General features: G+C 62.6%; 21 protein-coding genes. 11 read left to right on the top strand and 10 right to left on the bottom strand.

Annotation, left to right across the window (positions count from 1 at the left end; all coding sequences use genetic code 11):
- Window positions 1–124 precede the first annotated feature (124 nt).
- Window positions 125–1621 carry a GntP family permease gene (locus GCT19_RS19845; protein ID WP_013093917.1) on the bottom strand — a complete coding sequence of 499 codons (1497 nt, stop codon included), beginning with the start codon at window positions 1619–1621 and terminating at the stop codon, window positions 125–127.
- 2 nt (window positions 1622–1623) lie between these two features.
- Entirely contained in the window at window positions 1624–2667 is a 1044-nt protein-coding gene (locus tag GCT19_RS19840; protein ID WP_176134724.1) for a patatin-like phospholipase family protein, read from the bottom strand.
- Window positions 2668–3222: 555 nt separating this feature from the next.
- Here GCT19_RS19840 and GCT19_RS19835 point away from each other — a divergent pair.
- From GCT19_RS19835 to GCT19_RS19810, 7 genes are all read left to right on the top strand, one after another.
- Window positions 3223–3594, top strand: coding sequence for a GFA family protein (locus tag GCT19_RS19835; RefSeq protein WP_152852876.1), 372 nt, complete (start codon window positions 3223–3225; stop codon window positions 3592–3594).
- Window positions 3591–3713 carry a hypothetical protein gene (locus tag GCT19_RS44405; RefSeq protein ID WP_018433665.1) on the top strand — a complete coding sequence of 41 codons (123 nt, stop codon included), beginning with the start codon at window positions 3591–3593 and terminating at the stop codon, window positions 3711–3713. Before GCT19_RS19835 ends, GCT19_RS44405 begins: the two co-directional genes overlap by 4 nt.
- A 7-nt stretch (window positions 3714–3720) precedes the next feature.
- Window positions 3721–4461, top strand: a complete 741-nt coding sequence (locus tag GCT19_RS19830; RefSeq protein ID WP_013093921.1) for a response regulator — start codon at window positions 3721–3723, stop codon at window positions 4459–4461.
- Complete coding sequence (locus GCT19_RS19825) at window positions 4458–5801, top strand: ATP-binding protein (protein ID WP_013093922.1); 1344 nt, start codon at window positions 4458–4460, stop codon at window positions 5799–5801. Before GCT19_RS19830 ends, GCT19_RS19825 begins: the two co-directional genes overlap by 4 nt.
- Window positions 5802–6182: 381 nt before the next feature.
- Window positions 6183–7604 (top strand): basic amino acid/polyamine antiporter, encoded by a 1422-nt coding sequence (locus tag GCT19_RS19820; protein ID WP_152852875.1) that lies wholly within the window; start codon window positions 6183–6185, stop codon window positions 7602–7604.
- Window positions 7605–7654: 50 nt separating this feature from the next.
- The gene (gene arcA / locus GCT19_RS19815) at window positions 7655–8914 is read left to right on the top strand and encodes an arginine deiminase (RefSeq protein WP_013093924.1); all 1260 of its coding nucleotides are present in this window, start codon (window positions 7655–7657) and stop codon (window positions 8912–8914) included.
- A gap of 297 nt (window positions 8915–9211) precedes the next feature.
- Window positions 9212–9547, top strand: coding sequence for an RcnB family protein (locus tag GCT19_RS19810; RefSeq protein ID WP_013093925.1), 336 nt, complete (start codon window positions 9212–9214; stop codon window positions 9545–9547).
- Window positions 9548–9647: 100 nt separating this feature from the next.
- Here the strand turns inward: GCT19_RS19810 and GCT19_RS19805 are convergent, their stop codons facing one another.
- The 4 genes from GCT19_RS19805 to GCT19_RS19790 form a co-directional block, all read right to left on the bottom strand.
- A complete protein-coding gene (locus tag GCT19_RS19805) occupies window positions 9648–10904 on the bottom strand; it encodes an MFS transporter (protein WP_152852874.1) in 1257 nt (418 codons plus the stop codon).
- Window positions 10901–11464 carry a GAF domain-containing protein gene (locus GCT19_RS19800; protein WP_152852873.1) on the bottom strand — a complete coding sequence of 188 codons (564 nt, stop codon included), beginning with the start codon at window positions 11462–11464 and terminating at the stop codon, window positions 10901–10903. The genes GCT19_RS19805 and GCT19_RS19800 overlap by 4 nt, the downstream gene beginning before the upstream one ends.
- A 38-nt stretch (window positions 11465–11502) precedes the next feature.
- The gene (locus GCT19_RS19795; RefSeq protein WP_018433671.1) at window positions 11503–12930 is read right to left on the bottom strand and encodes an MFS transporter; all 1428 of its coding nucleotides are present in this window, start codon (window positions 12928–12930) and stop codon (window positions 11503–11505) included.
- 68 nt (window positions 12931–12998) lie between these two features.
- Window positions 12999–14783: a gamma-glutamyltransferase family protein gene (locus tag GCT19_RS19790; protein ID WP_152852872.1), complete on the bottom strand. Its 1785-nt coding sequence runs from the start codon at window positions 14781–14783 to the stop codon at window positions 12999–13001.
- Window positions 14784–15004: 221 nt separating this feature from the next.
- Here GCT19_RS19790 and GCT19_RS19785 point away from each other — a divergent pair, with 221 nt between their 5' ends.
- Window positions 15005–15682 carry a FadR/GntR family transcriptional regulator gene (locus GCT19_RS19785; RefSeq protein WP_013093930.1) on the top strand — a complete coding sequence of 226 codons (678 nt, stop codon included), beginning with the start codon at window positions 15005–15007 and terminating at the stop codon, window positions 15680–15682.
- A 42-nt stretch (window positions 15683–15724) separates the two neighbouring features.
- On the opposite strand, the gene GCT19_RS19780 is transcribed toward GCT19_RS19785, so the two are convergent.
- Window positions 15725–17050: a type II toxin-antitoxin system HipA family toxin gene (locus tag GCT19_RS19780; RefSeq protein ID WP_152852871.1), complete on the bottom strand. Its 1326-nt coding sequence runs from the start codon at window positions 17048–17050 to the stop codon at window positions 15725–15727.
- A gap of 2 nt (window positions 17051–17052) precedes the next feature.
- A complete protein-coding gene (locus GCT19_RS19775) occupies window positions 17053–17589 on the bottom strand; it encodes a helix-turn-helix transcriptional regulator (RefSeq protein ID WP_321576835.1) in 537 nt (178 codons plus the stop codon).
- Window positions 17590–18485: 896 nt separating this feature from the next.
- Here GCT19_RS19775 and GCT19_RS19770 point away from each other — a divergent pair.
- The 3 genes from GCT19_RS19770 to GCT19_RS19760 all read left to right on the top strand — a co-directional run bounded on the left by GCT19_RS19770 (window position 18486) and on the right by GCT19_RS19760 (window position 21035).
- Window positions 18486–18863, top strand: coding sequence for a hypothetical protein (locus GCT19_RS19770; protein WP_035490626.1), 378 nt, complete (start codon window positions 18486–18488; stop codon window positions 18861–18863).
- Between the two features lie 11 nt (window positions 18864–18874).
- Window positions 18875–19090 carry a hypothetical protein gene (locus tag GCT19_RS19765; protein WP_018433676.1) on the top strand — a complete coding sequence of 72 codons (216 nt, stop codon included), beginning with the start codon at window positions 18875–18877 and terminating at the stop codon, window positions 19088–19090.
- Window positions 19091–19469: 379 nt separating this feature from the next.
- Window positions 19470–21035: an alpha/beta hydrolase gene (locus GCT19_RS19760; protein WP_152852870.1), complete on the top strand. Its 1566-nt coding sequence runs from the start codon at window positions 19470–19472 to the stop codon at window positions 21033–21035.
- Window positions 21036–21075: 40 nt separating this feature from the next.
- Here GCT19_RS19760 and GCT19_RS19755 read toward each other — a convergent pair whose 3' ends face one another.
- Window positions 21076–22236, bottom strand: a complete 1161-nt coding sequence (locus tag GCT19_RS19755; RefSeq protein ID WP_152852869.1) for an endo-1,4-beta-xylanase — start codon at window positions 22234–22236, stop codon at window positions 21076–21078.
- 365 nt (window positions 22237–22601) lie between these two features.
- Window positions 22602–22910, bottom strand: coding sequence for a BON domain-containing protein (locus GCT19_RS19750; protein ID WP_013093938.1), 309 nt, complete (start codon window positions 22908–22910; stop codon window positions 22602–22604).
- Window positions 22911–23313 lie beyond the last annotated feature (403 nt).

Below are 23313 nucleotides of genomic sequence, written 5' to 3'. Positions count from 1 at the left end.
GTGAGCCGGCAGTCGGCTGGACAGCAGTCCAAACACGGCCTAGCAGCAACGAGAAAGGGGTCTTGCACTGACGAACAGCAACGTCGGCGCAAGACCCCTTGATACTTCAGAACGCAGAAAACCTTTAGAACGTACCGAGCAGCGAGCCCAGCACGATCACGACCACCAGCGCGAGCAACGCGCCGAGAATCGCGACCATCACGATGTCGCGATAGCTCTCGCGATGGTTCGAGCCGCACACCGCGAGCAGCGTGACGACCGCGCCGTTATGCGGCAGGCTGTCGAGTGTCCCGGAGGACATCACGGCGACCCGATGCAACAGCGCCGGGTCGATGCCGTGTTGCGCGGCCAGTTGCAGATAGGTGCCGCCGAGCGCGTCGAGCGCGATCGTCAGACCGCCTGAAGCCGAGCCGGTCAACCCCGCGAGCAGGTTCGTGGCGACCGCCAGCGATACGAGCGGACCACCGCCGACGCCGAGCACCCATTCGCGAACGAGTGCGAACGCGGGCAGCGCGGCAATCACCGCGCCATAGCCGACCAGACTGCCCACGTTGAGCACCGGTAGCACCGATGCATTCGCGCCCGCGTCGATCGTCTCGCGCAGCGCCGGCAGGCGGCGCCGATTGAGCAGCACGAGCACCACGATCGCGACGACGAGCGCCACGCACACGCCCCACACACCGGCGACTGCCGAAAGCGACGTCTCGCCCCAACGGACCTCGGCCAGATAGTCCGCGTCGATGCGTGGCAGCACGATCACGTTCATCACGAAGTTCGTCAGCACGACGAGCACGAGCGGCGCGAGCGCGACGCCGAACGACGGCAGATCCTCGCTGACGTGCCCGCGCTTCGCTTCCTCCGGATCGAAACTCTGGGAGACGCTCGCGCGTTCGCGCACGAGGTTGTCGCTCGCCGGTGCCGTGGTGGATTTCACCGCCGCGTTGAGTCCGTCGAATCCCTCGTTGGCCGCCTTCGCACGCGATTGCTGCAACGACAACCACCACAGCCCGAACGCCACCATCACGATACTCGCGACGATGCCGAGCCCTGGCGCCGCAAACGGCGTCGTACCAAAGAAGGGCATCGGGATCGCATTCTGGATGGCCGGTGTGCCGGGCAGCGCGGACATCGTGAACGTCTGCGTGCCGAGCGCGATCGCGGCCGGCATCAGACGCCGCGGGATATTGGCGGCCTGGAACAGGGCCGAGGCCATCGGCGCGAGCACGAAGAACGCGACGAAGAGGCTGACGCCGCCATAGGTGACGAGTGCGCCACCGATCACGACGGCGAGAATCGCCCGATGCGCGCCAAGCTTCTCCGTCATGTATCTGGCGATCGCCTTCACGGAGCCGCTGTCTTCCATCAGCTTGCCGAACAGCGCGCCGAGCAGGAACAACGGAAAGAACTGCGCGAGAAAGCGCGCGGCGCTGAGCATGAAGGTCTGGGTCCAGTGCGCGAGAATCGGTTCGCCCGAAATCGCGGCGGCAAGCATCGCGGCGAACGGCGCGAGCAACAGCACGGTCCAGCCGCGGTATGCGAGGGCAATCAGCAGCGCGAGACTCGCGAGCATCCCAAAGAGTCCGAGACCAATCGCGAGCGGGGACAGCGTGATGACTTCCATGGTCAGACTCCGTCGAGCAACGCGTCGAGATCCAGCGAGGAGCGCACCCCGATCGAATCGGCGTGCCCGGTGAGGAACGCGTCCGCGGCGCGCCGGCCTTCGTCGCGCAGCATCGTCAGAAAGCTCCACTCGGCGTTCAGCTTCGACGAGTAGCCGAGTTCGGTCATCAGCTCGCTCGAGATCCGATGGATGCGCATCTCCGCCCAATGACGGCCTTCGTCGCTGCCGGCGTCCGCCGCGCGGCGCAGCAGCGCGATCATGCGCAGCTCTTTCAGCAGCGGCGCGTTGAAGGCGACTTCGTTCAGGCGGCTAATGATGTCGCGCGCGGTGCGCGGTGTTTGATCCCGCACGACGGGATTGACCTGGACCAGCAGCGTATCGCTCGACGTGCATTCGCGTACCAGCGGCGTGATGGTCGGATTCCCCGCGTAGCCGCCGTCCCAGTAGTCTTCACCGTCGATCTGCACGGCCTGGAACAGCGTGGGCAGGCAGCCGGAGGCCAGCAGCACGTCAGGCGTCAGGTCGCCATTGCGAAACACACGCGCCTGGCCCGTGCGCACGCGGGTGGCGGTGATGAACAGCTTGATCGGCGCGTCGCGCAGATGCTCGAAATCGATCGAGTCCTGCAGAATCTTCGCCAGCGGGTGTACGCCGCGCGGGTTCAGGTCGTATGGAGAAAACACGCGCGCCGCGAGGTCCATCGCGATGAAGAGCGGCGAGTAGTCGAGCGTCCAGCGGCCCATCAACACGTCGAACGGGCTGCGGCGAAACGGGCTGTACACCGATGCTTCGAATACTCGTCGCCAGAACGCTTCGAGCGCGGCGCGCGCGCCGGCCGCGCCGCCCACCTGATAGCCGCTCACCAGCACCGCGGCGTTCATCGCGCCAGCCGACGTACCCGATATCCCTTCGATCTGCAGCCACGACTCTTCGAGCAAACGGTCGAGGACGCCCCATGTAAAAGCACCGTGTGAACCGCCACCCTGCAATGCGAGATCGATAAGGGCGGGTTCGCGGCGAGCGGGTTGGTTTTTTCTTGCAGCCAAGACGACTCCCGTGATGAGGAGTGCTCCAGTTCGAGCTGACGCCGCATGCACGGCGGACGAATGAACAGCTGGCAAATGCTTTGAATTACCGAATGACGTGAGGCGTGTTTCAGAGGTGAAGCATCGCACTGCACCATCGGTATTGGAAGTGGCTAGTGATTAAAAGTCAAGCGCATTCAAGGCTCCGCGCGATTGTGCTCGGCAATGCCTGCCAGTCAAGCGGGACATGGAAAGCCGGTTGGTCATACCGAGGTCAAAATCAGCGTGTAAGGAGGCCGGCTGGCGCGCCGCGCCGCTCACCTGATCATGGATAAGCGGAGTATCTTTGCACGGGGAGCATGACGATGCGGCAGCAATGAAGCAACCCGCGTTATCCGTTTTGCGCGTGCCGCTTAAATGCGAATTCGCGCGCTTAATCTTCGCTGTTTCGCCTCGCGATAATTGCCATGGCTTATTGCAATGTAATGTATCGTCTCGGCGGCCGGATACATTACGACATAATTCGACTGATGAACCAGGCTATAAAGCAGGCATCGTCAGATCACGGAGATCAACATGAGCGCCGAATTGCTGCAAGGGTCGTGTCACTGCGGGGCCGTCAAGTTCGAAGTTCGCACCGAAATCATTCCGGCCGGACGCTGCAACTGCAGCCTGTGTCGCCGCAAGGGCGCGCTGATGACGCCGCTCTTTCCCGCCAGTCAACTGAAGATTCTGAGCGGCGAGGATTCGCTGACGCTGTACCAGTTCAACACGAAGGTCGCGAAACACTACTTCTGCAAGCATTGCGGCATCTATCCTTTTCATCAGACGCGCAAAGATCCGCAGCAATGGCGCGTCAATATCGGCTGCCTGGACGGGGTCGATCCTTATGCGCTCGAAGCCAGCGTGGCCGACGGCGCGAGTCTTTCCGTGCTGGAGGACGCATGAAACGCCTGTTTGCCATCGCCGTGTTCATCGCGGGTGGTTTCGCGGCCGAACTCGCGCATCCGTTGCAGTGTTCATTGATCCAATCGAGCGGCGTGCAACTCAAACGCCGCGGCAGATAATCCGTCGATGGAAACCTCCGACCACGTACTGATCGTCGATGACGATCGCGGTATCCGCGAACTGCTCGCGGGATACCTCGAGAAAAACGGCGTGCGCGTCTCGCTCGCGGCCAATGGCCGCCAGATGCGCGCGACGCTCGAGAACGGCGCGCCCGACCTGATCGTGCTCGACCTGATGCTGCCCGGCGAAGACGGCCTCGTGCTGTGCCGTGAGCTGCGCGCGGGCAAGTTCCGCGCGGTGCCGATCCTGATGCTGACGGCCCGCAGCGAGGAAGCGGACCGGATCGTCGGCCTCGAAATGGGCGCCGACGATTACCTGACCAAACCGTTCGCCGCGCGCGAGCTGCTCGCGCGAATCCGCTCGGTGCTGCGCCGCGCGCGCATGCTGCCGCCGGGTATGGAGGTGACGGAGTCGGCGCCGATGCTGTGCTTCGGCGACTGGCGGCTCGATACGACCGCGCGCCATCTGCTCGACGCGGACGGCACCGAAGTGGCGCTGAGCGGCGCGGAGTATCGTCTGTTGCGCGTGTTTCTCGATCACCCGCAGCGCGTGCTCACGCGCGACCAGCTGCTGAACCTGACCCAGGGACGCCAGGCCGATCCGTTCGACCGCTCGATCGATCTGATGGTGAGCCGCCTGCGGCAACGCCTGCGCGACGGCGCACGCGAGCCGCGCTACATCAAGACGCTGCGCAGCGAGGGCTATGTGTTTTCGGCGGTCGTGACTGCGATCGGAGATCCGCAATGAACGCTTCTGCATCACCGTCGTTGCTGCGCTGGCCGCATTGGCCGCGCACGCTGTTCGCGCGGCTCGCGGTGATTCTGTTCATTGGACTCGCGCTCGCGCAGGCGCTGTCGTTCTGGCTCACGATGACCGAGCGCGACCAGACGATGACCGGCATCATGATGGGCTACATCGAGCGCGAAGTGGCGAGCTCGGTCGCGCTGCTCGATCATCTGCCGCCCGACGAGCGCGCCCAGTGGCTGCCGCGGCTCGCGCGGCGCAGCTATGAGTTCGTGCTCGGCCCGGGGGTGTCCGGCACCCCGGTCGACGCGAGCCTGTCGGCGCGCGTCGCGCAATCGATCGGCGACGGCATCGGGACGCGTTACCCGCTGACCGTCAACGCGGTGCCTGGCGATCATGAGCGTCTGCAGGTGCACCTGAAACTGAGCGACGGCACGCCGCTCACCATCGACCTGCGGCCGATGCCCGGCGCGCCGTTGTCGCGCTGGCTGCCGCTCGTGCTGACGCTGCAGCTGCTCGTGCTTGCCGCTTGCTGCTGGCTGGCGGTGCGGCTCGCGACGCGCCCGCTCAATCAACTCGCGGTCGCGGCCGACACGCTTGGCCCCGACCTGAAGGCCGAGCGCCTGCCTGAAGCCGGTCCGTCCGAAGTGGCGCGCGCCGCGCGGGCGTTCAACGCGATGCAGGATCGGATCGCCACGTACATGACCGAGCGCATGCAGATTCTCGCGGCGATTTCGCACGACTTGCAAACCCCGATCACGCGCATGCGCCTGCGCGTCGACACGCTGGACGACGACAGCGAGGCCGCGAAGCTGCGCCAGGATCTGCAGGAAATGGAGGCGCTAGTCAAGGAAGGGGTCACGTATGCGCGCACGATGCATGGCACGACCGAGGTGCCGCGCCGCATCGATCCCGATGCGCTGTTCGATAGCCTCGTCTGCGATTACGTCGACGCCGGTCAGCAAGTGTCGCTGCAAGGCCAGTTCGGCCAGTCGCTGACGATGCGTCCGCAGGCGTTGAAGCGCATCGTCGGCAATCTGGTCGATAACGCACTGAGGTACGCCGGCGCCGCGCAGATCGATATCGGCGCGTTGCACGATGGCGAGGCTACCGTGTCGGTGCTCGATCGCGGTCCCGGCATTCCCGCCGAGTCGCTGGAGACGGTGTTCGAGCCGTTCGTGCGACTCGAAGGGTCGCGCAATCGTCAAACGGGCGGCACGGGGCTGGGGCTCGCGATCGCGCGGCAACTCGCGCTCGCGATGGACGCGACGCTCACGCTGCACAACCGCGTTGGCGGCGGTCTCGAAGCGCGGCTGACGTTGAGGAAGTTGCGCGAGTCATAGTTGGACCCAAAGCCCGCCACTGCGAAATCGTCATCAGGCTTGGACCATCGATGACTTTCGCGCGTCATTTCGAGCTGTCGCTCAGCTGCTTATCAGTAGTTCTGAGCGACCATATTTTCAGCTCGCTTCAGCGATTCCCCATCGTTTGAGAAAACCGCGTTGATGATGCGATACGTCGCTTCATTGTTAAATCATCGATATTGAATGCGACTTATCGATGCTCGCGGCGATAAATTGACAAACGTCAACGGACAGACCATTCTTTTCGTGTGGTGGTTGCAGAGTAACGCGGCTGATCAACAGCAAGATTGGCCGAGAGACACGTTTCGTTCGAATCTGATTACAGATCCTTGTTAAAAAGGTAACTAAAAAGGAATCGGAATGGCGTCCACTCCACAGAAGCTGTCAAAAATGCAACTCACCGGAATGGTCGTGGGCGGCATGGTCGGAGCCGGAATATTTTCCCTACCGCGTACCTTTGCCGATGCCACCGGTCCGTTGGGCGCCCTGATTGCATGGCTGATTGCGGGCACGGGCATGTTTATGCTGGCGCGCGTATTTCAGACGCTGGCCGAACGAAAGCCCGAACTGGACGCCGGCGTGTTTGCGTATGCGAAAGCGGGCTTTGGCGACTATCCGGGCTTTCTCTCCGCATTCGGCTACTGGATCAGCAGTTGTATCGGCAATGTTTCTTACTGGGTGCTGATCAAGTCGACACTCGGCGCATTCTTTCCCGTATTTGGCGACGGTAATACGGTCGCTGCGATCGTCGTTGCATCGATCGGGATCTGGCTGTTTCATTACATGATCCTGAAGGGCGTGCAGCAGGCGGCCTTTATCAACGGTATCGTCACGGTCGCCAAGATCATCCCGATTCTGGTGTTCATCCTGATCCTGTTGTTCGGCTTTCGAATGGACCTGTTCCAGGCCAACCTTTACGGCGGCGGTCTCGAAGGCAATATCTTCGAGCAGGTGCGGGCCACCATGCTGGTCACGGTGTTCGTGTTCATCGGTATCGAAGGGGCGAGCGTTTATTCCCGTTATGCAAAGAAGCGCTCGGACGTCGGGCATTCGACGATACTCGGATTCGTCGTCGTAACGTCACTGATGGTGCTCGTGACGATGCTGCCTTACGCGGTGCTCGAGCGCGCGGACATTGCGGCGATGCGGCAGCCGTCGATGGCTGCGGTGCTCGAAGCGGTGGTCGGTCACTGGGGCGCGGTTTTCGTCAGCATAGGTCTGCTGATTTCGGTGCTCGGCGCTTATCTGGCCTGGTCGCTGATCTGCGCCGAAGTGTTGTTCTCGGCGGCGAGGACCGAAGACATGCCTGCGATCTTCGGCAAGGAAAACGTCAACAAGACGCCGGCTAATGCATTGTGGCTGACCAACATCGTGGTGCAGCTGCTCGTCATCAGCACGTACTTCTCGCGCGATGCATTCGCGTTGATGTTGAATCTGACGAGCGCGATGTCGTTGATTCCGTACCTGCTCGTCGCGGTGTTCGGCTGCATGAACGCGAATCGCGGCGACGGTTACGACCTGCGCGCCGACGAGCGCCGGCGCGACCTGATCATGGCCGCAATCGCCGTGATCTATACCGCATTCATGATCTTTGCGGGCGGCCTGAAATTCATTCTGCTTGCCGCAGTGCTGTACGCGCCCGGCACAGCGCTTTACTTGTGGGCGCGACGAGAGCAGAGCAAGAACGTCTTCATCACTTCCGACTGGTTCATCTTTACCGTCATCGTCATTGGCGCGATCATCGGCGTCTACGCCCTCGTAACCGGAAGGATCACAATCTAACGACATCAGATTGAACAGAGCGGGTCACCACTGATATTCAGGAGGTCATCATGGCGAACACGGACGCGAAAGCGGGTGGTTTGGGTGTCTACTCGGAAGTCGGGCAGCTGCGCAAAGTGATGGTCTGCGCACCGGGGCTCGCGCATCAGCGTCTTACCCCGAGCAATTGCGATGAACTGCTGTTCGACGACGTGCTGTGGGTCGAGAACGCGAAGCGCGATCACTTCGACTTCGTCACGAAGATGCGCGACCGTGGCGTCGAAGTGGTGGAGATGCACAATCTGCTCGCCGAAACGGTCGCGGTGCAAGAGGGCAAGAAGTGGATTCTCGACAACCAGGTGGTGCCGAATCAGGTTGGCCTCGGCTTTATCGATGAATTGAGAAGCTATCTGGAAGGGCTCGACAATCGCAAGCTTGCCGAAACGCTGATTGGCGGCTTATCGACGCACGACTTCCCGGAAGCGCACGGCGGCAAGGCGCTGGAGGTCGCGAAGGAAGCGGCGGGCGGCACCGAATATCTGCTGCCGCCGTTGCCGAACACACTGTACACGCGCGACACGACCTGCTGGATCTATGGCGGCGTCACGCTGAATGCGCTGTACTGGCCGGCCCGCCACGAAGAGACGATCCTGACCACGGCGATCTACAGGTTCCACCCCGACTTCGCGGGCAAGGTCAACGTATGGTGGGGCGACCCGACCCAGGATCACGGTCTTGCCACGCTGGAAGGCGGCGACGTGATGCCGATCGGCAAGGGCGTCGTGCTGATCGGCATGAGCGAGCGCACCTCGCGGCAGGCCATCAGTCAACTGGCGGCAACGCTGTTCCAGAAAGGCGCGGCCGAGCGCGTGATCGTCGCGGCGATGCCGAAGATTCGCGCGGCGATGCACCTCGATACCGTGTTCACGTTCGCCGATCGAGATTGCGTGCTGGTGGCCCCGGACTTCATGGCGAAGACGCGCACCTATTCGTATCGGCCGAGCAGCCATCCGAGCGGGGTCGAATTGCACGCGGAAAACAAGCCGTTCACCGATGTCGTCGCCGAGGCGCTCGGGCTTAAGCAGCTACGCGTGGTCGAAGCGGGCGGCAGCGACTATCAGCGCGAGCGCACGCAGTGGGATAGCGGTGCGAACCTCGTGTGTGCGTCGCCGGGCGTCGTCTATGCATACGACCGCAACACGTACACGAACACGCTGTTGCGTAAGCAGGGCATCGAGGTGATTACGATCGTCGGTGCGGAACTGGGCCGTGGACGTGGCGGCGGTCACTGCATGACCTGCCCGATCATCCGCGATGCGGTCGACTATTGATCAGCCAGGCGGATCAATTTGACGGGTGATTGGTGACGTGCCGTCCCGCTCGCCTTTGCTGCCGCCAAGCGGTCCGGCTTGAAGTCGAACTTCCTTTTACTATACTTTTTAACGACTTAGAGTCAGGCCTGAAAATATCGAATTTGACATCTCGCGATTTGCAAAGATTACATTCGATAGACCAGCGATCGCTGCAATGAAGTTCGAGTTAATGAATCTGCGAGTAGCTGGACGATGACTTTTCACGTTCATCGCGTGAATGCCCGGAGCTTTCTTCCACCGCACGGAGGTTCGAACATGAATAACCGCTTTGTTGCGCAACTCGTCGCCTTGTCGTTTGCCGGTGTGTCGGCGTTCGCGATCGCGGCTGGACCGCCGCCGCAGGACGAAGGCGGCCAGATGGCCGGCACGGGCCGTCAGCAGGTGATGCCGTCGATTCCGCATCGTGACTGGCATAAAGGCCAACGTGTGCCGGCTGAATACCGTAATTACAATTTCATGATGGACGACTGGCGCGGACACGGCCTCAATGCGCCGCCGCGCGGGCATAAATGGCTGGGCGTCAATGGCGATTATGTGCTCGTATCGACGAACAATTGGACCATTTCCAACATCGTCGCCGGTAACGAGTAATGCTTCATCGTGGTGCCCAGGTTATCCGGTGACTGAGCTTTAGCGCCGGACCCTGGGCAATTCTTTGACAAGACACGATCCCGACGTGGACGCTACAGGTTTAACGCTGCGTATCGTATAGCCGATCAGGAACGAACAATGCAGTCACGCCGCTCAAAAAGAACACCGCGCCGACCACGAGAAAGCCGAGTCCGATCGAGAACTGCGTCGCGATAAAACCAATGACGATCGGCGCCGCCCCCGAACAGAAGCGCCCGAGATTATACGAGCCGCCCACTGCGGTGCCGCGCACCGACGTCGCGAAGCTTTCCGACATGAACGTGCCGATCGTGCCGAGCGGCACGCCATACAGAAAGCCGAAGAAAAGCATCAGCGTGGAAATGTTGTCGCGCGTGTGCCAGAAAATGATCACGGGCAGAAACAGCGCCGCACCGATGCAGCCGAGCACGTACACGCCGCGCCGGCTCCAGCGATCACCGAGCCAGCCTGCAAAGATCTTACCGATGAAGGCGACCACGTACGTGCCGATCATATAGCCGGTCAGCGAGCTGAACTTGATGTGCAGTTCTTTCTCGAGGTACGTCGGCAGCCAGTTGTTCAGGCCGTAAAAGCCTGACAGCACGAAGATCGATGCGAAGGTCCACAGGATGAACATCGTGCGTGCCTGGCGGTCACCGAAAATCTGCGCGTAGCGATTGTCGACGGGCCGCGTCTTGCTCGCGCGGTCGGCGGCGCGGCTCGCGAGCCATGCCGCCGGTTCGGGAACCGCGAACTTGATCGCGAACGCGAGCAGCACCGGCACGGCCGACACGTAGTACAGCGTGCGCCAGCCGTACTGCGGCAGAATCCAGTTGCTGAGCGCGATGACGACGATATAGCCGGCCGAAATGCCGGTTTGCAGCATGCCGAGTACCAGCGAGCGCCGCTCGGTCGGCACATATTCGGCCACCAGTGTAGTGACCAGCACCATGCAGCCAATGCCGAGCGAACTGATGAAGCGCACCGCCGCGAATTCGACGAAGCTGTGCGTGAACCCGAGCATCCCCGCGCCGAGCGAGAACAGCGCGAGCGCCCACGCGACGACGCGCACGCGGCCCAGACGATCGCTCGCCCAACCGCCGGCAATGCCGCCGATCGCCATGCCGAGCAAGGTCAGACTACCCAGCGCGCCGGCTTCGACGTTGGTCAGCCCGAAGTCGTCCTTGATGCGCGACAGCGTCAGGCCGTACATCATTACGTCGGCGCCATCGGCGATCAGCGCGAGGTAGCCGAGCGCGAAGACCAGCACCCAGCGGCCTTGCGAGACCGCCGGACGGGTCGCGGCTTGATAGTGTTGCAGATCGGATGGTGTTTTCATGGACGGGCGGCGCAAGCGGGGGATTGCGTACTCTGCCTGAGCAGAGCGGGGGCAAGGAAGGCGCCGATCAGCAGGCCGATACTTTCATGACGGCTGGTGTACCAGCCTTCCTCGTGCGTCAGGTTCATCGTACCGATGCACACGCCGTCATAGGCGATCGGAATGTTCAGGATCGAGCCGAGACCCATCCCTGTCATCACCGCATGATCGTCGAAGGCCTCGCGAATGCCTTGCGACGTGGCAGCGCGAAACGGCTTCAGATCCTGGAGTATCTGTCGCGCCCACGCGGTGCCTTGCTTCTTTTTGCGGCCGCCCAGTGGATAGACGTCCGGCATGTTCGTGTAGACCCGTTCGACCTCGTGACGCCGCGCATCGTACGACATGATCGTGATCAGGCTCAGGCCTATCGCCTTTGCCGCCACCGCGTGAACCGCGCGGAATAGCTCGAGCGGTTGGTCTTTCAAGCGCATCGCCAGCGCGAGACGTTCGAGGTCCGCGATTTCCAGCATCTGCGCATCGTGCGGTGCGGGGTCGGTCAGGTTGCCTTGCATCGTTTGCATCGCGTTCGGATCGGGAAGTGTGAAGAGTCGCAGTGCGTTCAGCCGTGCATGCCGGTGGAATTCAGTTGGCCTCGCGTGTCGCGTGCCGGTTCGAGTTCGCTCGCTTCGATATCCTCCAGCGAGCGGTTGCGCGTTTCGATGCCGAGGAAGAACACCACGCATGCGCCGATCACCAGAACCGTCGTGGTCATCCCGAACACACCGAGGAAGCCGAACAGCGGATAAACGAGGCCGACGAGGATCGGCGCGCTGACCGAGCCGATGCGGCCGAACGATGACGACGAGCCCGTGCCCGTCGTACGCACCGCGGTCGGAAACACTTCTGGCGTGTAAGCGTAGACGCCGGCGAATGCGCCGTTCATGAAGAACGACAGCGCGATGCCCGCGGCCATGATCTGTATGCCGGTGTGAGAAAACGCGAGCGTGATCGCCGCGATGCCGCCGAGCAGCATGTAGGAAGCGACCACCGCTTTACGGCCGATCTTCTCGTTGAGCCACGCGGCCGAGAAGTAGCCGGGAATCTGCGCGCCATAGATCGCGATCGAATAGCCGAAGCTCTTCGTCATCGTCAGTCCTTCCTTGACGAGCAGGCTCGGGATCCACGAGAAGAACGAGTAGTATGCGAACGCGACCGAGAACCACATCAGCCAGCTGACCGCGGTCGTCCGTGCGAGTCGCGGCGACCACAGCGCGACCACGTTGCGCCATGCGTTGGCGCGTCCCGGCGCAGAGGCCGGCGCGAGCATCGCGTGAAAGGCGTTACTAGCGGTCACCGGAGCAAGCGCAATGCCGCGCTCGACGAACGCCGCTTCGATGCGACCGACGATGCCGTTCGCCTCGTCCGCACGACCCTGGCTTTCGAGCCAGCGCGGCGATTCGGGCAGCGTCCGGCGCCACCACAGCAGCATCACGACGGGCAGCGACGTGATTACCGCCAGATAGCGCCAGCCGTCGGCGAAATTGCGCACTACCGCGAAGCCGAGAATCGACGAGGTCAGATAGCCGAACGACATGAAGCCGACCAGCGCGCCGCAGAACATGCCGCGATAACGGCGCGGCACGAACTCGGCGAGAAACGGCGCAATCACGACGGTCTCGGCGCCCGAACCGAAACCCGCGACGACGCGCAATGCGAAGAACGTGTGCCAGTCCTGCGCGGTTGCGCTCGCGAGCGACGCGACGCAATAGATGGCGAGCGCGCTCATCATGATGCGGCGCCGGCCGATCAAGTCGGCGAGCACGCCCGACAGGAATGCGCCGAAAAAGTAGCCGATATAGGTGCTGCTCGCGACCAGCCCGGTCTGCGCGCTCGTCAATTGCCACAGCTTGCTGACGACCGGCAGCAGAAACGCGAGCGACGACGAATCGAGTCCGTCGAACATGTACCCGAGCCCGCCGATCAGCAGCAGTCTGCGGTGAAAGCTCGATATGGGAAGTCTTTCAAGACGGGCGGCGACGGCGGACACGGCAACTCCTTCTGAGGAAATGGCGCGGCGAGGCCGCGCATTCTGCGCTGATGGCTGCTTCGGGCCGCTTATCGGCCGATCGCATAAGCCTGCATCTGACGCGGCGTGGCCGCGCCTCGCATCAAACCGTTGCGGATCGCGACCGCGCAGACCCGGCCGAGCGCCCACGGCTCCGCGACGGTGAGATCGTGGCCGCGGGCGCGCAGTTCGGCGAGCGTGCTGTCCGGAAAGCGCGACTCGGCGGACATCTTGCCGAGCTGCATCGCGCGCGGATAGAACGAGCCGGGGAAGTGCGCGGTCTGGAACGACGGCGCATCGGCGGCGGCCTGGAAGTTCATGCCGCCATGCACGTGCTTGAGAAACAGCTGCAGCGACCACTGATCCTGCTGGTCGCCGCCCGGCGTGCCGAAGGCGGCGTACGGCTTGCCGTCGCGTGTGACGAGCGTCGGCGACAGCGTGGTGCGCGGGCGGCGGCCCGGGCCGAGTGACGAAGGCAGACCTTCTTCCATCCAGAACATCTGCGCGCGCGTGGTCACGTTGAAGCCGAGACCCGGCACCGCTGGCGACGCCTGCAGCCAGCCGCCCGACGGCGTAGCCGACACCATGTTGCCCCAGCGGTCGACCACGTCGAGATGCACGGTGTCGCCGCGCAATTCGGGCAGCGGCGCGAAGGTCGGTTCACCCTGGCCGAAGCCGCCGGCCTGCTCGCGCCCGGCGTTCGCGACGATGCGCGCGGCGCGTTGCTCGCTGTCGCCGAGCACCCCGGGGCGGAATTCGAACGACGCGCGGCGCGGATCGATGAGGCGGCGCCGCTCGTCGTTGTATGCGTCGCTGAGCAGCATGTCCATCGGCACATGGGAAAACGCCGGGTCGCCGTAGAACACTTCGCGATCGGCGAACGCGAGCTTCGAGCACTCGATCACTGTGTGTACGAAATCGGGCCCAAGGGGGTCCATCGCGCCGAGGTCGAAACCCTTCAGCAGCGCGAGCTGTTGCAGGAACATCGGGCCCTGGCCCCATGGGCCGGTTTTGTGCACGCGCATGCCCGCGTAGTCGTACGACACCGGGTCTTCGTAGGTCGGCTCCCAGCGCGCGAGATCGCCAGCATCGAGCAGGCCGCTGTTGCGCAGGCCCGAGGTGTCGAGCACGGCGGTCGAACGGAAGTAGTGGTCGATCGCGTCGGCGACGAAGCCGCGATAGAAGGCATCGCGCGCGCGTTCGCACTGCTCGGCGCGATCGCTGCGCGTGTTCGCCTCGCGCAGGATGCGCTTGTAGGTTTCGGCGATCGCGGGATTCGCGAACAACCGGTTCGGCATCGGCGCCTCGCCGTTGCGCAGCCATTGCTCGGCCGAGGTCGTCCATTCGGTGCGGAAGAAGTCCTGAATCGCGAGAATCGACGATGCCATGCGCGGCAGCACCGGATAGCCGTTTTCCGCGTAGCCGATCGCATAGCTCAGCACTTCTTCGAGCGGCAGTTGGCCATAGTCGCGCAGCAGCGCCATCCATGCGCCGAACGCGCCCGGCACGACTGCGGGCAGCAAGCCCGTGCCCGGTACCACGTCGAGCCCCATCTTGCGCATCCGTTCGATCGTCATGCGCGCGGGCGTCACGCCCTGTCCGCACAGCACGCGCACGCGTTCTTCGCGCGCGCTGTAGAACACCACCGGCAGCTCGCCACCCGGACCGTTCAGATGCGGCTCGACGATCTGCAACACGAAGCCGGCGGCAGCGGCGGCATCGAACGCATTGCCGCCTTTTTCGAGGACCGCCATCGCCGATGCGCTCGCGAGCCAGTGCGTCGAGGCCACCATGCCGAAGGTGCCGATCAGTTCTGGACGGGTTGTAAACGACATGCGCGGCTCCTTGGCGACGACGGGTCCGAATCGACGAACCAATATGTAATGGTTCGACCGTAGAAAATGAAAGCGTAAGTCTAACGAAGCCGGGTTGCACCCGGTGTTAACCATCGACATGCGATGCAGTATAGCGAATCAAAAATCGCCGGGTGCTCTCGTGTCAAGTCGGCGCTATTCTGGTATCGTTGAAACCAATACAAATTGGTTCAGTGAGCGACATGGAAAAACCGATACTGGATGCGCTGCTCGAATACATCGCCGACCATCAGTTGAAGGACGGTGACGTGCTGCCGCCCGAACGAAAGCTCGCCGAAGAACTGGACGTGAGCCGCCGCGAGTTGCGCGCGGCGCTGGCTTCACTCGAGGCGTCGGGGCGGGTGTGGCGCGGCGTCGGCCGCGGCACCTATCTGGGCGCGCGGCCGCTGAAGTTTGCGCCGACGCTGCGCGGCTTGCGCGTGGGCACGAGTCCCGCGGATATCGCCGAAATGCGGCTGCTGTTCGAGCCGGCGCTGGCCGCGCTGGCCGCTACGAAAGCGAGTGGCGACGACCTGCAGGAGCTGGAGAAGTGCGCACGCAAAAATGCCGCTGCGAAAAACGACGAAGAGTGGCAGCAATGGGATCATCGCTTTCATTTGCTGATCGGACATGCCACGCGTAATCCCGCGTTGATCGCCTTGATGGAGGTGATCAACGGTATGCGGGTGAAGCCTGAGGTTCGCGAGAAAACGTCCGCGCAGGAGACGCGGCTGTTTTTCGCACAACAGCATCAGGCGGTCGTCAATGCGCTGAAAGCGCGCGATGCGGACGCGGCCGCGCAATGCATGCGCGAGCATCTGCTGAGCGTGCAGTGGCGTGCGTCGGCGAAGACCGATGCAGCGGCGGCGCGGCGCGCGTGAGGTTGCCGTGGTGCCGCGCCTCAATCAGGTAGCGGCGGAGCTTTACAGGGCAAGCTTCCGGTTCAACCGGCGCATGCCGTCGAAGACCGCATCGGCCACGTCCAGCGGAAAATCGGCGGGCAGTTGCGACGAGACGGCATCGATCACCGTCTCCGTTTGCGCGGTCAATTGATCGATCAGCGTATCGACGTCGCCGGAGGAGAAACCCACGCGCTGTCCTTCTGCTACCCAGTGCCGGCGTTGGATCTGGTTGAGCAGGTAGTGGACGTTCTTGCCGCGAACCGCCATCGCCAGCTTCACTTTTTGCGCCGCGAGGCGTCCCGCACCGCTGCCGATGATCGGATGCGCGGACAGCACGTCGTAAAGCGGTGTGGATTCGTAGCGATTGCCGGGCAGATGCGCAATGCTGAAGTTCTTCGCGTGGCCATCGGTCGCGGCGAGCAGCCAGAAAATCAGCTGCGTCGCGAAGAAGTTGCGGCGGTCGGTCGTTGCACGGGCGGACCCCGCGAGTATCTCCATGATCGCCTCGATGCCCGGGCCGCCGTCGGACTCGTACTTGTGCAGGGCCGACGTGCCAGTGGCCTGGCACATGTCCTCTTGCGGCAGACGCACGAACCACGTGGCGTCGCTCGACAAACGGCGATCGAAGCGCTCGACGATCAATACCTTCTGCTCGTCGAATCGTGCGATTTCGCAACGCGCGACGGGGAGCCCATAGGCCGCGACGATCTGCGAGCACAGCCATTCGTTTTCCACCGACGTGCGCATATCGGCGCGCATGTTGCCTACGAGACCAAGCGGCAGCTTGAAGATGTGCGTGGTCGGCGTGCTGCCTTCGGGCAGCAGCCAGCGGTTGCGATGACGGAGCAGCGCGGTTTTTTCCTGCGCGCCCGCGATCGACAGACGCAGGTCCTCTAGCGCATCGTGCTGCCCGAGCGGCGCCGCCGACGTCGTGCCGCGCAGCAGCGCGGCGATGTCGCTGTCGCTGAGTTCGCGGCCGTGGATGCTCGTCAGATCGCTCGGCTCTTCGTCCGGCGGCAGCAGTTGCAAGGCGCCGACGCAGTCGCGCCCGAGCGTGGTGAGCAACGCAAACGGCGCGGTGCTGCCGGTCCGGTAGCGCGCGGCGATGCGGCGTCGGATCGGTTCGCTGTCGGGCAACAGGTTGTCGAAATAGTCGGCGACGATCTGGCCGCGATACGGCTGATTGCCCGGTGTGAACGGCAGCGACAGCGATAGCGGGCGTCCTTGCGGATCGTCGATCCATTCGTCGGCATAGGTCAGACGTTCGCCGCCGCGGGTCGTTTCCCAGGCGCCGACCCGCAGGCCGTTCATCCAAAGGTTCAGGCGGTTCGGTGTGCTGCGCGCCATGCTTACCAGTCCTCCCGTTTCTTGCCGGCGCTGGCCGTTTTGGTTGCCTTGGCGGGTTTGAGCGCTTTGGGCTTTTGGGCGGTGCCGGCGGGTTTAGCCGGTTTGGCCCCGGTGGCCGATGCCTGGGCTGCGGCGCGGTCGTTGGCCTCGCCGGGCGACGTCGCCGCCGCGCGCCGCGCCGGAGCTTGCGCGCGCGTGGGGCGTTTGGCGTTGCCTTCTGTCGCGACTGGCGCTCCGGAGGCCGGCGCTGCGCTCCCGGCGCGGCGGGAGGGCGAGCGGTGCGGTGCGGGCGGGGCGGCTTCCACGGCCACGGTTTGCGTCGATCCGCTCTGCGTGAGCTTCAGATCGACCTGCAAGATCCGCAATACCCTGAAGAGCCGTTCGACGCTGACGGCCGCCGGATTAGCTTCGAGTTGCGCGTAGGTCTGTTGCGTGACGCCGAGATGCGCGGCCATCGCGGTTTGAGTGAGTCCAGCGGCCTTCCTGAAGCCCAGCAGGATCGGTCTGAGTTGACTCAGTGTCTTGATGGCGTAGTCCACGGTCGATCTCCGGTTCGGCTGCGACGGCGTAACAGGCCAAAACCTGTAAATTATGGGTACAGTCTATACCCTGTATTTATCAAATACAAGCTAAAGACTGTTAATGACGAGCATGGACGTATTTGAAACGCTCTCTATTCGCGCTAGTCATCACGCAACTAACGGTCAACCGCGCACCGCCAACCCCTTCGCTGCTACGCAGCCAGTCCGCCGCAGGCAAGGTGTGATCGACCGAAGTCCGTTAGCCGGCAGACGACGGCGTCAGATAAAGATGATGGTCAAACGCATCAATAAAAAACGAATGGAATGCCAGAAGACGCGTCTCGAACGTAAATCGACAGATTCACATCGTTTTCAATTAATGACCTAATCAGGAAGCCGAACATTAAGCCAGAAGCAAGCGCGTTCGGATAGGGTGGATAGAACACTGAATAGCCGTCGATAAAAATCGCTAGCCGTATCACTAGCGCCCAATCGAGCGCAGGATAACCGATCAGTGTTGACGCGCATTGCATCGCACCCTTTCGCTCGTCGAATGAAATTTGACACAAATTTCATGCGGCGTTCCTCGAGCGGAAATTGGCTTGGAAATTACAGAAAAGGCTGTAGACTCTATAGCGTGTGTTACGCGGCGATGCCAACACCATTCGAATCGTTGCGCACACACAGCATGTATGAAAATCACTCCAATCCGCCACGAGATTTTCTGCCATCAAGGTGTCTATTCGCTGATACGACTCAACGCTAATAGAACCTAAACCGGCGACCCACGCCGACCGGTGAACCTGAAAGGAGAACCGACGAGACACAGACCATTCTTCCAAATAGCGCGATCGACACCGCCGGATGCGGTCGCCGGCGGGCCGCTGGAAAACATATCTTCCCTGGAGTATGTGATGGCAAGCAAACCACAATGGCGAACGATGTTATCTGTGACTTTTCTGTCGCTGGCAATGATCGGCAACGTCGCGCGTGCGGAGAACATTCCAATCGTCACGGGCCAGCAATGGATGCAGTCGACCGATGAGCAGAAGAAGGCGTATCTGGTCGGTATCTCGAACGTGATCGACATCGAGCGTGCCTATGCGGGCAACACTGCGAACAGCAATGACATCGCGCAGCGCTTCGGCAAGGGAATGCAAGGCCAGACGCTCGACAGCGTGCGTCAAGGCCTCGACAGCTACTACGCGGCCAATCCCACGATGATCCAGCACCCGGTGATCGAGACCCTCTGGTTCCAGATGGTCGTGCCCGGCCTCAAGAAAAATCAGTAAGGAGAACGATCATGAAACGACTTGGGTGGATCGTCAGTATTGGCGCGCTGGCTGCGATGATCGGTTGCACGGACATGAGCCCGCGGACGCAGGGAACGATAGGCGGCGCGGCACTCGGCGCGGGCGCCGGTGCGGGCATCGCGGCGATCTCCGGCGGCGACGCGTGGACCGGCGCGATCATCGGCGGCGCGGCGGGCGGCGTGGCCGGCAATATCCGCGGCCGTTAGTCATTGCCAGCGAGCAAGGCCGGGGCGCGACGCGGGTCGCGTCCCGGCTTTCCGTTATTGAAGCGCACGCCCCGACGGTTTGGCCTCGATGGGCAGCCCGTAGGCGCCGGGCGAAGCGACCTCGGAAGCGTCGCTGAAGGACTGTTCCTGCAATCATTCGCGTCTGGCATATCTTTGCCTCTCCAGCATGCCGTGCCAAGCATCTGGTCATACGCGCCCTTCGTCGATGCCGCGTCGCGCGCCGGACGACAAAGTTTGAACCGGTGATTAAAAGCCCTTAGGATATCCACACCGGAAGCCGTCGCGATGACGGCATGCGCACGCCACGCAGAGAGCACCCTGCGCGCGGTGCAACCTTCATCTCATCAAGAGAACACGAATGCTGCGCACGTCGCTGAAGGTAATAAAGATAAGTGCATGGGTTCTGGTGCTGCTGGCGGTGCTCGCGTTCGGGCTACGCGCATGGTATTCGCAGCGCGGGCCGGAGCTGTCGGTATGGCACACCTATGTGCCGCGCGAAATGACCGTCGAGGAAATGAACACCGCCGACTGGAACGCGTATATCAAGGCGGAAAATCGGATTTTCGAGGACGTGCGCGTTAATGTCGTCGATAAGATCCGGCCGTCCGAGCGCATTTCGGCGAACCGTTATTACGATGGCTCGCCGATTTTTCCGTGGCATTTCGCCGAAAACTGGAATCGCTCGTACATTCTCGAACCGTCGGGACCGCCGGTCGGCGCGGTGGTGCTGCTGCATGGCATGACGGATGCGCCGTACAGCATGCGGCATATCGCGCGTCGATATCGCGATCGCGGTTTCGTCGCGATCGGCATCCGCTTGCCGGGACATGGCACGGTGCCGGCGGGGCTCACCGACGTGCACTGGAAGGACTGGACCGCGGCCACGCGGCTCGCGGTACGCGAAGCGCGACGTCGCGTGGGGCCGGACAAGCCGATCGAGCTGGTGGGGTTTTCGAACGGCGGCGCGCTCGCACTGCAATATGCGCTCGACGCGATCGAAAATCCCGCGCTCGCGCGTCCGACGCGCGTCGTCCTGATTTCGCCGATGATCGGCGTCACACGCTACGCGCGCTTTGCCGGTCTCGCCGGATTGCCCGCGGTGCTGCCGGCCTTCGCGCGCGCCGCGTGGCTCGGCATCGTGCCCGAGTTCAACCCGTTCAAGTACAACTCGTTTCCTGTGAACGGCGCGCGGCAGTCCTATCTCCTCACGAGCGTGATTCAGGAACAGATTGCGCGGCTCGAGCGCGAGAACCGCCTCGATTCGTTGCCGCCGATTCTGACGTTCCAGTCGGTGACGGATTTCACGGTCAGCACGCCTGCGGTGATGTCGTTGCTCTACGACAAGCTGCCTGAGAACGGCAGCGAAGTCGTGCTGTTCGACGTGAACCGCAGCGTGCGCTTCAGGACCTTTCTACGCAACGCGTCGTACACGGCGCTCTCGCGACTGCTGCGGATCGGTCCGCAGAACTATCGCACGACGGTGATCGCCAACGTGTCGCCAGATTCGGCGCATACCGTCGAGCGCAGCGTTTATGCGGGCGAAGTGCAAACGCGCACCAAGCCGCTGGGCATCGACTATCCGCAGGATATTTTCTCGTTATCGCACGTCGCGATTCCTTTCCCGATCACCGACGCGCTGTATGGCATCGCGCCGGACGATTCGGAGAACTTCAACGAGAACCTGGGCACGCTCGCGCCGCGCGGCGAACGCGGCACGCTGATTCTGACGCTCGATTCGATGTTCCGCATCGCGTCGAATCCGTTCTTCCCGTATCTGCTGGAGCGGATCGACGAAGGCATCGGCAAGATGCCGCCGCCGGTGGTCAAGTCACCGCCGCGCACGCACGAAACGGCGGGCGGTCCGGTCGACGATTTCGCGGCGGACCTGAACGCGCTCGGGGAGCTCGGCTCGGACGAGCCTTGAGGTGCGGACCGCCAACTGCTTTTCCGCACGAAGATCGACGCTACGGCTGATACGACGAATCGACGATCGTCCACAGCGCCGCTTTCGGCTTCAGGTTCGCATCGAACAGCAGCGGCAGGTTGTTGCGCGGCACGGGCGTCGACGTCAACCACGTGTGCTTGTCCGAGTAGCCCCAGAAGGTCACCGCCCTGATGCTCGGCTCCTGGTCGAACAGAGCGAACACCGCGCGGTAACGCTCCGCCTGCGCGCGCATGATGTCGTTCGGAACCGGATGGCCGAGGTCCGGCAGACATGCGTCTGGATTGCTCCAGCATTCTCCCGGATCGGTATATAGGCTCACGTCGAGCTCGGTCACCTGGTTTTCGAGGCCTAGCGCGGCGACGTCGTCGAATGCCTGCCTGATGTTCGGCAGTGGCGGCCAGTTCACGCTGATGTGCATCTGATGCCCGACACCGTCGATCGGCACGCCCTGCGCAAGCAAATCGCGGATTACCGCAAGCAGCTTTGCGCGCTTGCGCGGATCGTCGGTGTTGTACTCGTTGATATAGAGCTTCACGTCCGGGTCCGCCGCGTGCGCCGCGCGGAAAGCGATCGCAATGTAGTCCTTGCCGAGCGCTCGGTACCACGGACTGTCTTCGCGATACACCTGACGCGGATCGTCGCTAATCACTTCGTTGACCACGTCCCACGCATAGACCTTGCCTCGGAAGTGTGTGACGACGTCGGTTACATATCGATTGAGCCGCTTCGCGACGATGTCGTGGTAGTGCGGATCTTTCGGATCGCCGGCGAAGAACCAGGCCGGCGCCTCAGTCCAGTCGCCGGCCTTGAAGTGCCATACGAGCGTGTGGCCGCGCACTGCAATGTCGTGCGCCTGCGCGAACGCGATGATCCTGTCGGCCGGCTCGAAGTTGTACTTGCCTTCTGCGACGCCGATCGTGCCCGGCTTCATCTTGTTCTCCGCGGTGAGGCTCGAGAACTGAGCGGCGATCAGCGTCGCGTCGGCGGGACTGTCGATCGAATCGGGTTCGATCGCCGCGCCGACCTTGAAGTGCGCGGCCATCACACTGCGCAGTGGCGGCAGCGCTTCGGCGGGCGCCGCGGCGAGTGGCGGGCCGTCATGAGCGGCAGCCGCCTGGCTGAGCGCGCAGCCCGCGGTCCATGCGAGTGTACAAATGGCCGCTGCGCGAAGCATGCGCATCGAGGTCCTTAAAGGACGCACTCCTGGTCTCCTGTGAGGAAAATCCGGTTCGGATGTCTTTCTAACTACTTGTAACGTTATCGGTAACAATCGTGATGTTAAGCAACGGCCGTGAGTCCCGCTATGAGGGATTCACCCGACATATCAACGAGATGGCGGAGGGCGGATCAGCGCCGAGTCGACCGGTTTAAGCCGGCGCGGGATGAAAGCGCTTTCAGGTAGGGGCTGCACAGACCGGCCGCGCGGCTGACCGTGCGAAACAGGGCGCCAGTCACTCAATCTCAACTGGCGGATCAGGAAAACCGAATCCCTTCAACGCGCGGGTCTACTTCAATCGTCGTCCGCGCGTGGATTTCAGTTCGATTTCAATGCCCGTTCAACGAGCCGGCGTCGGGCGAGAGTCGGTTGTCCACCGAGGTGACACCGGGTACCGACATCGCAGCCCGTTCGGCACGCGCGACATGGTCCCGCTCGGGCACAAATCCGAGCAGCATGATCTGGCCAGAGTGGGCAAAGACGAACACATGCGACATCCCGACGCCGCTGCGCGCCTCCGCAACCCGCACGCTATGGGCGAGTTGTTGGTCGGTGGCTTGCGAATCCTGAGCATGGGCCATCGGCGCAATTGCGCCTGAAATGAGCAACGCGAGCGTAGAAACAAGGGTTGTTTTCACGATACCTCCTTATTAATGCCAAGGTGTGCCGGCAAATTCACCCGGCAAATCTTCCGGTCGGACTCAATGCGAGGCCACGGAAGTGCATTGGACAAAATCCTCTTTCATTGCTTTGTCGCGGTTATCGCGGTTGTGCGTCGAGGTTTGGCCAGTCGGGGCGTTGGGCGGTCAAGCCGTCGCCCGCAGAAAAGTTCGCAAGGGCAGCGTGTTCGAGCGGGACGTCGCAGGCGCGGCGTGGCGGGGAACAGCGAGAGCCGAGGGATAGGGCTGGTTGGAGCGTTCGTGATGGAGCGCGAGAGCCAGACAGATGCGCTGACAATCCCGCACTCAGCCGGCTATGCGGCTGAGCCCGGCTCGTTGCCCGGCATCGTATGCATTGATGATAGTCGGTAATGTCCGCCGC

It is taken from the genome of Paraburkholderia atlantica, assembly GCF_009362785.1.
GTDB lineage: Bacteria > Pseudomonadota > Gammaproteobacteria > Burkholderiales > Burkholderiaceae > Paraburkholderia > Paraburkholderia atlantica.
Note: the sequence above shows the minus strand (reverse complement) of the source record. Positions and strands in the feature narration are given on the sequence as shown.

Coding starts and splice junctions, on each gene's coding strand:
- GCT19_RS19845 (WP_013093917.1), bottom strand. CDS start 1,621: ATGGAAGTCATCACGCTGTCCCCGCTCGCGATTGGTCTCGGACTCTTT.
- GCT19_RS19835 (WP_152852876.1), top strand. CDS start 3,223: ATGAGCGCCGAATTGCTGCAAGGGTCGTGTCACTGCGGGGCCGTCAAG.
- GCT19_RS44405 (WP_018433665.1), top strand. CDS start 3,591: ATGAAACGCCTGTTTGCCATCGCCGTGTTCATCGCGGGTGGTTTCGCG.
- GCT19_RS19830 (WP_013093921.1), top strand. CDS start 3,721: ATGGAAACCTCCGACCACGTACTGATCGTCGATGACGATCGCGGTATC.
- GCT19_RS19825 (WP_013093922.1), top strand. CDS start 4,458: ATGAACGCTTCTGCATCACCGTCGTTGCTGCGCTGGCCGCATTGGCCG.
- GCT19_RS19820 (WP_152852875.1), top strand. CDS start 6,183: ATGGCGTCCACTCCACAGAAGCTGTCAAAAATGCAACTCACCGGAATG.
- arcA (WP_013093924.1), top strand. CDS start 7,655: ATGGCGAACACGGACGCGAAAGCGGGTGGTTTGGGTGTCTACTCGGAA.
- GCT19_RS19810 (WP_013093925.1), top strand. CDS start 9,212: ATGAATAACCGCTTTGTTGCGCAACTCGTCGCCTTGTCGTTTGCCGGT.
- GCT19_RS19805 (WP_152852874.1), bottom strand. CDS start 10,904: ATGAAAACACCATCCGATCTGCAACACTATCAAGCCGCGACCCGTCCG.
- GCT19_RS19800 (WP_152852873.1), bottom strand. CDS start 11,464: ATGCAAACGATGCAAGGCAACCTGACCGACCCCGCACCGCACGATGCG.
- GCT19_RS19790 (WP_152852872.1), bottom strand. CDS start 14,783: ATGTCGTTTACAACCCGTCCAGAACTGATCGGCACCTTCGGCATGGTG.
- GCT19_RS19785 (WP_013093930.1), top strand. CDS start 15,005: ATGGAAAAACCGATACTGGATGCGCTGCTCGAATACATCGCCGACCAT.
- GCT19_RS19780 (WP_152852871.1), bottom strand. CDS start 17,050: ATGGCGCGCAGCACACCGAACCGCCTGAACCTTTGGATGAACGGCCTG.
- GCT19_RS19770 (WP_035490626.1), top strand. CDS start 18,486: ATGGCAAGCAAACCACAATGGCGAACGATGTTATCTGTGACTTTTCTG.
- GCT19_RS19765 (WP_018433676.1), top strand. CDS start 18,875: ATGAAACGACTTGGGTGGATCGTCAGTATTGGCGCGCTGGCTGCGATG.
- GCT19_RS19760 (WP_152852870.1), top strand. CDS start 19,470: ATGCTGCGCACGTCGCTGAAGGTAATAAAGATAAGTGCATGGGTTCTG.
- GCT19_RS19755 (WP_152852869.1), bottom strand. CDS start 22,236: ATGCGCATGCTTCGCGCAGCGGCCATTTGTACACTCGCATGGACCGCG.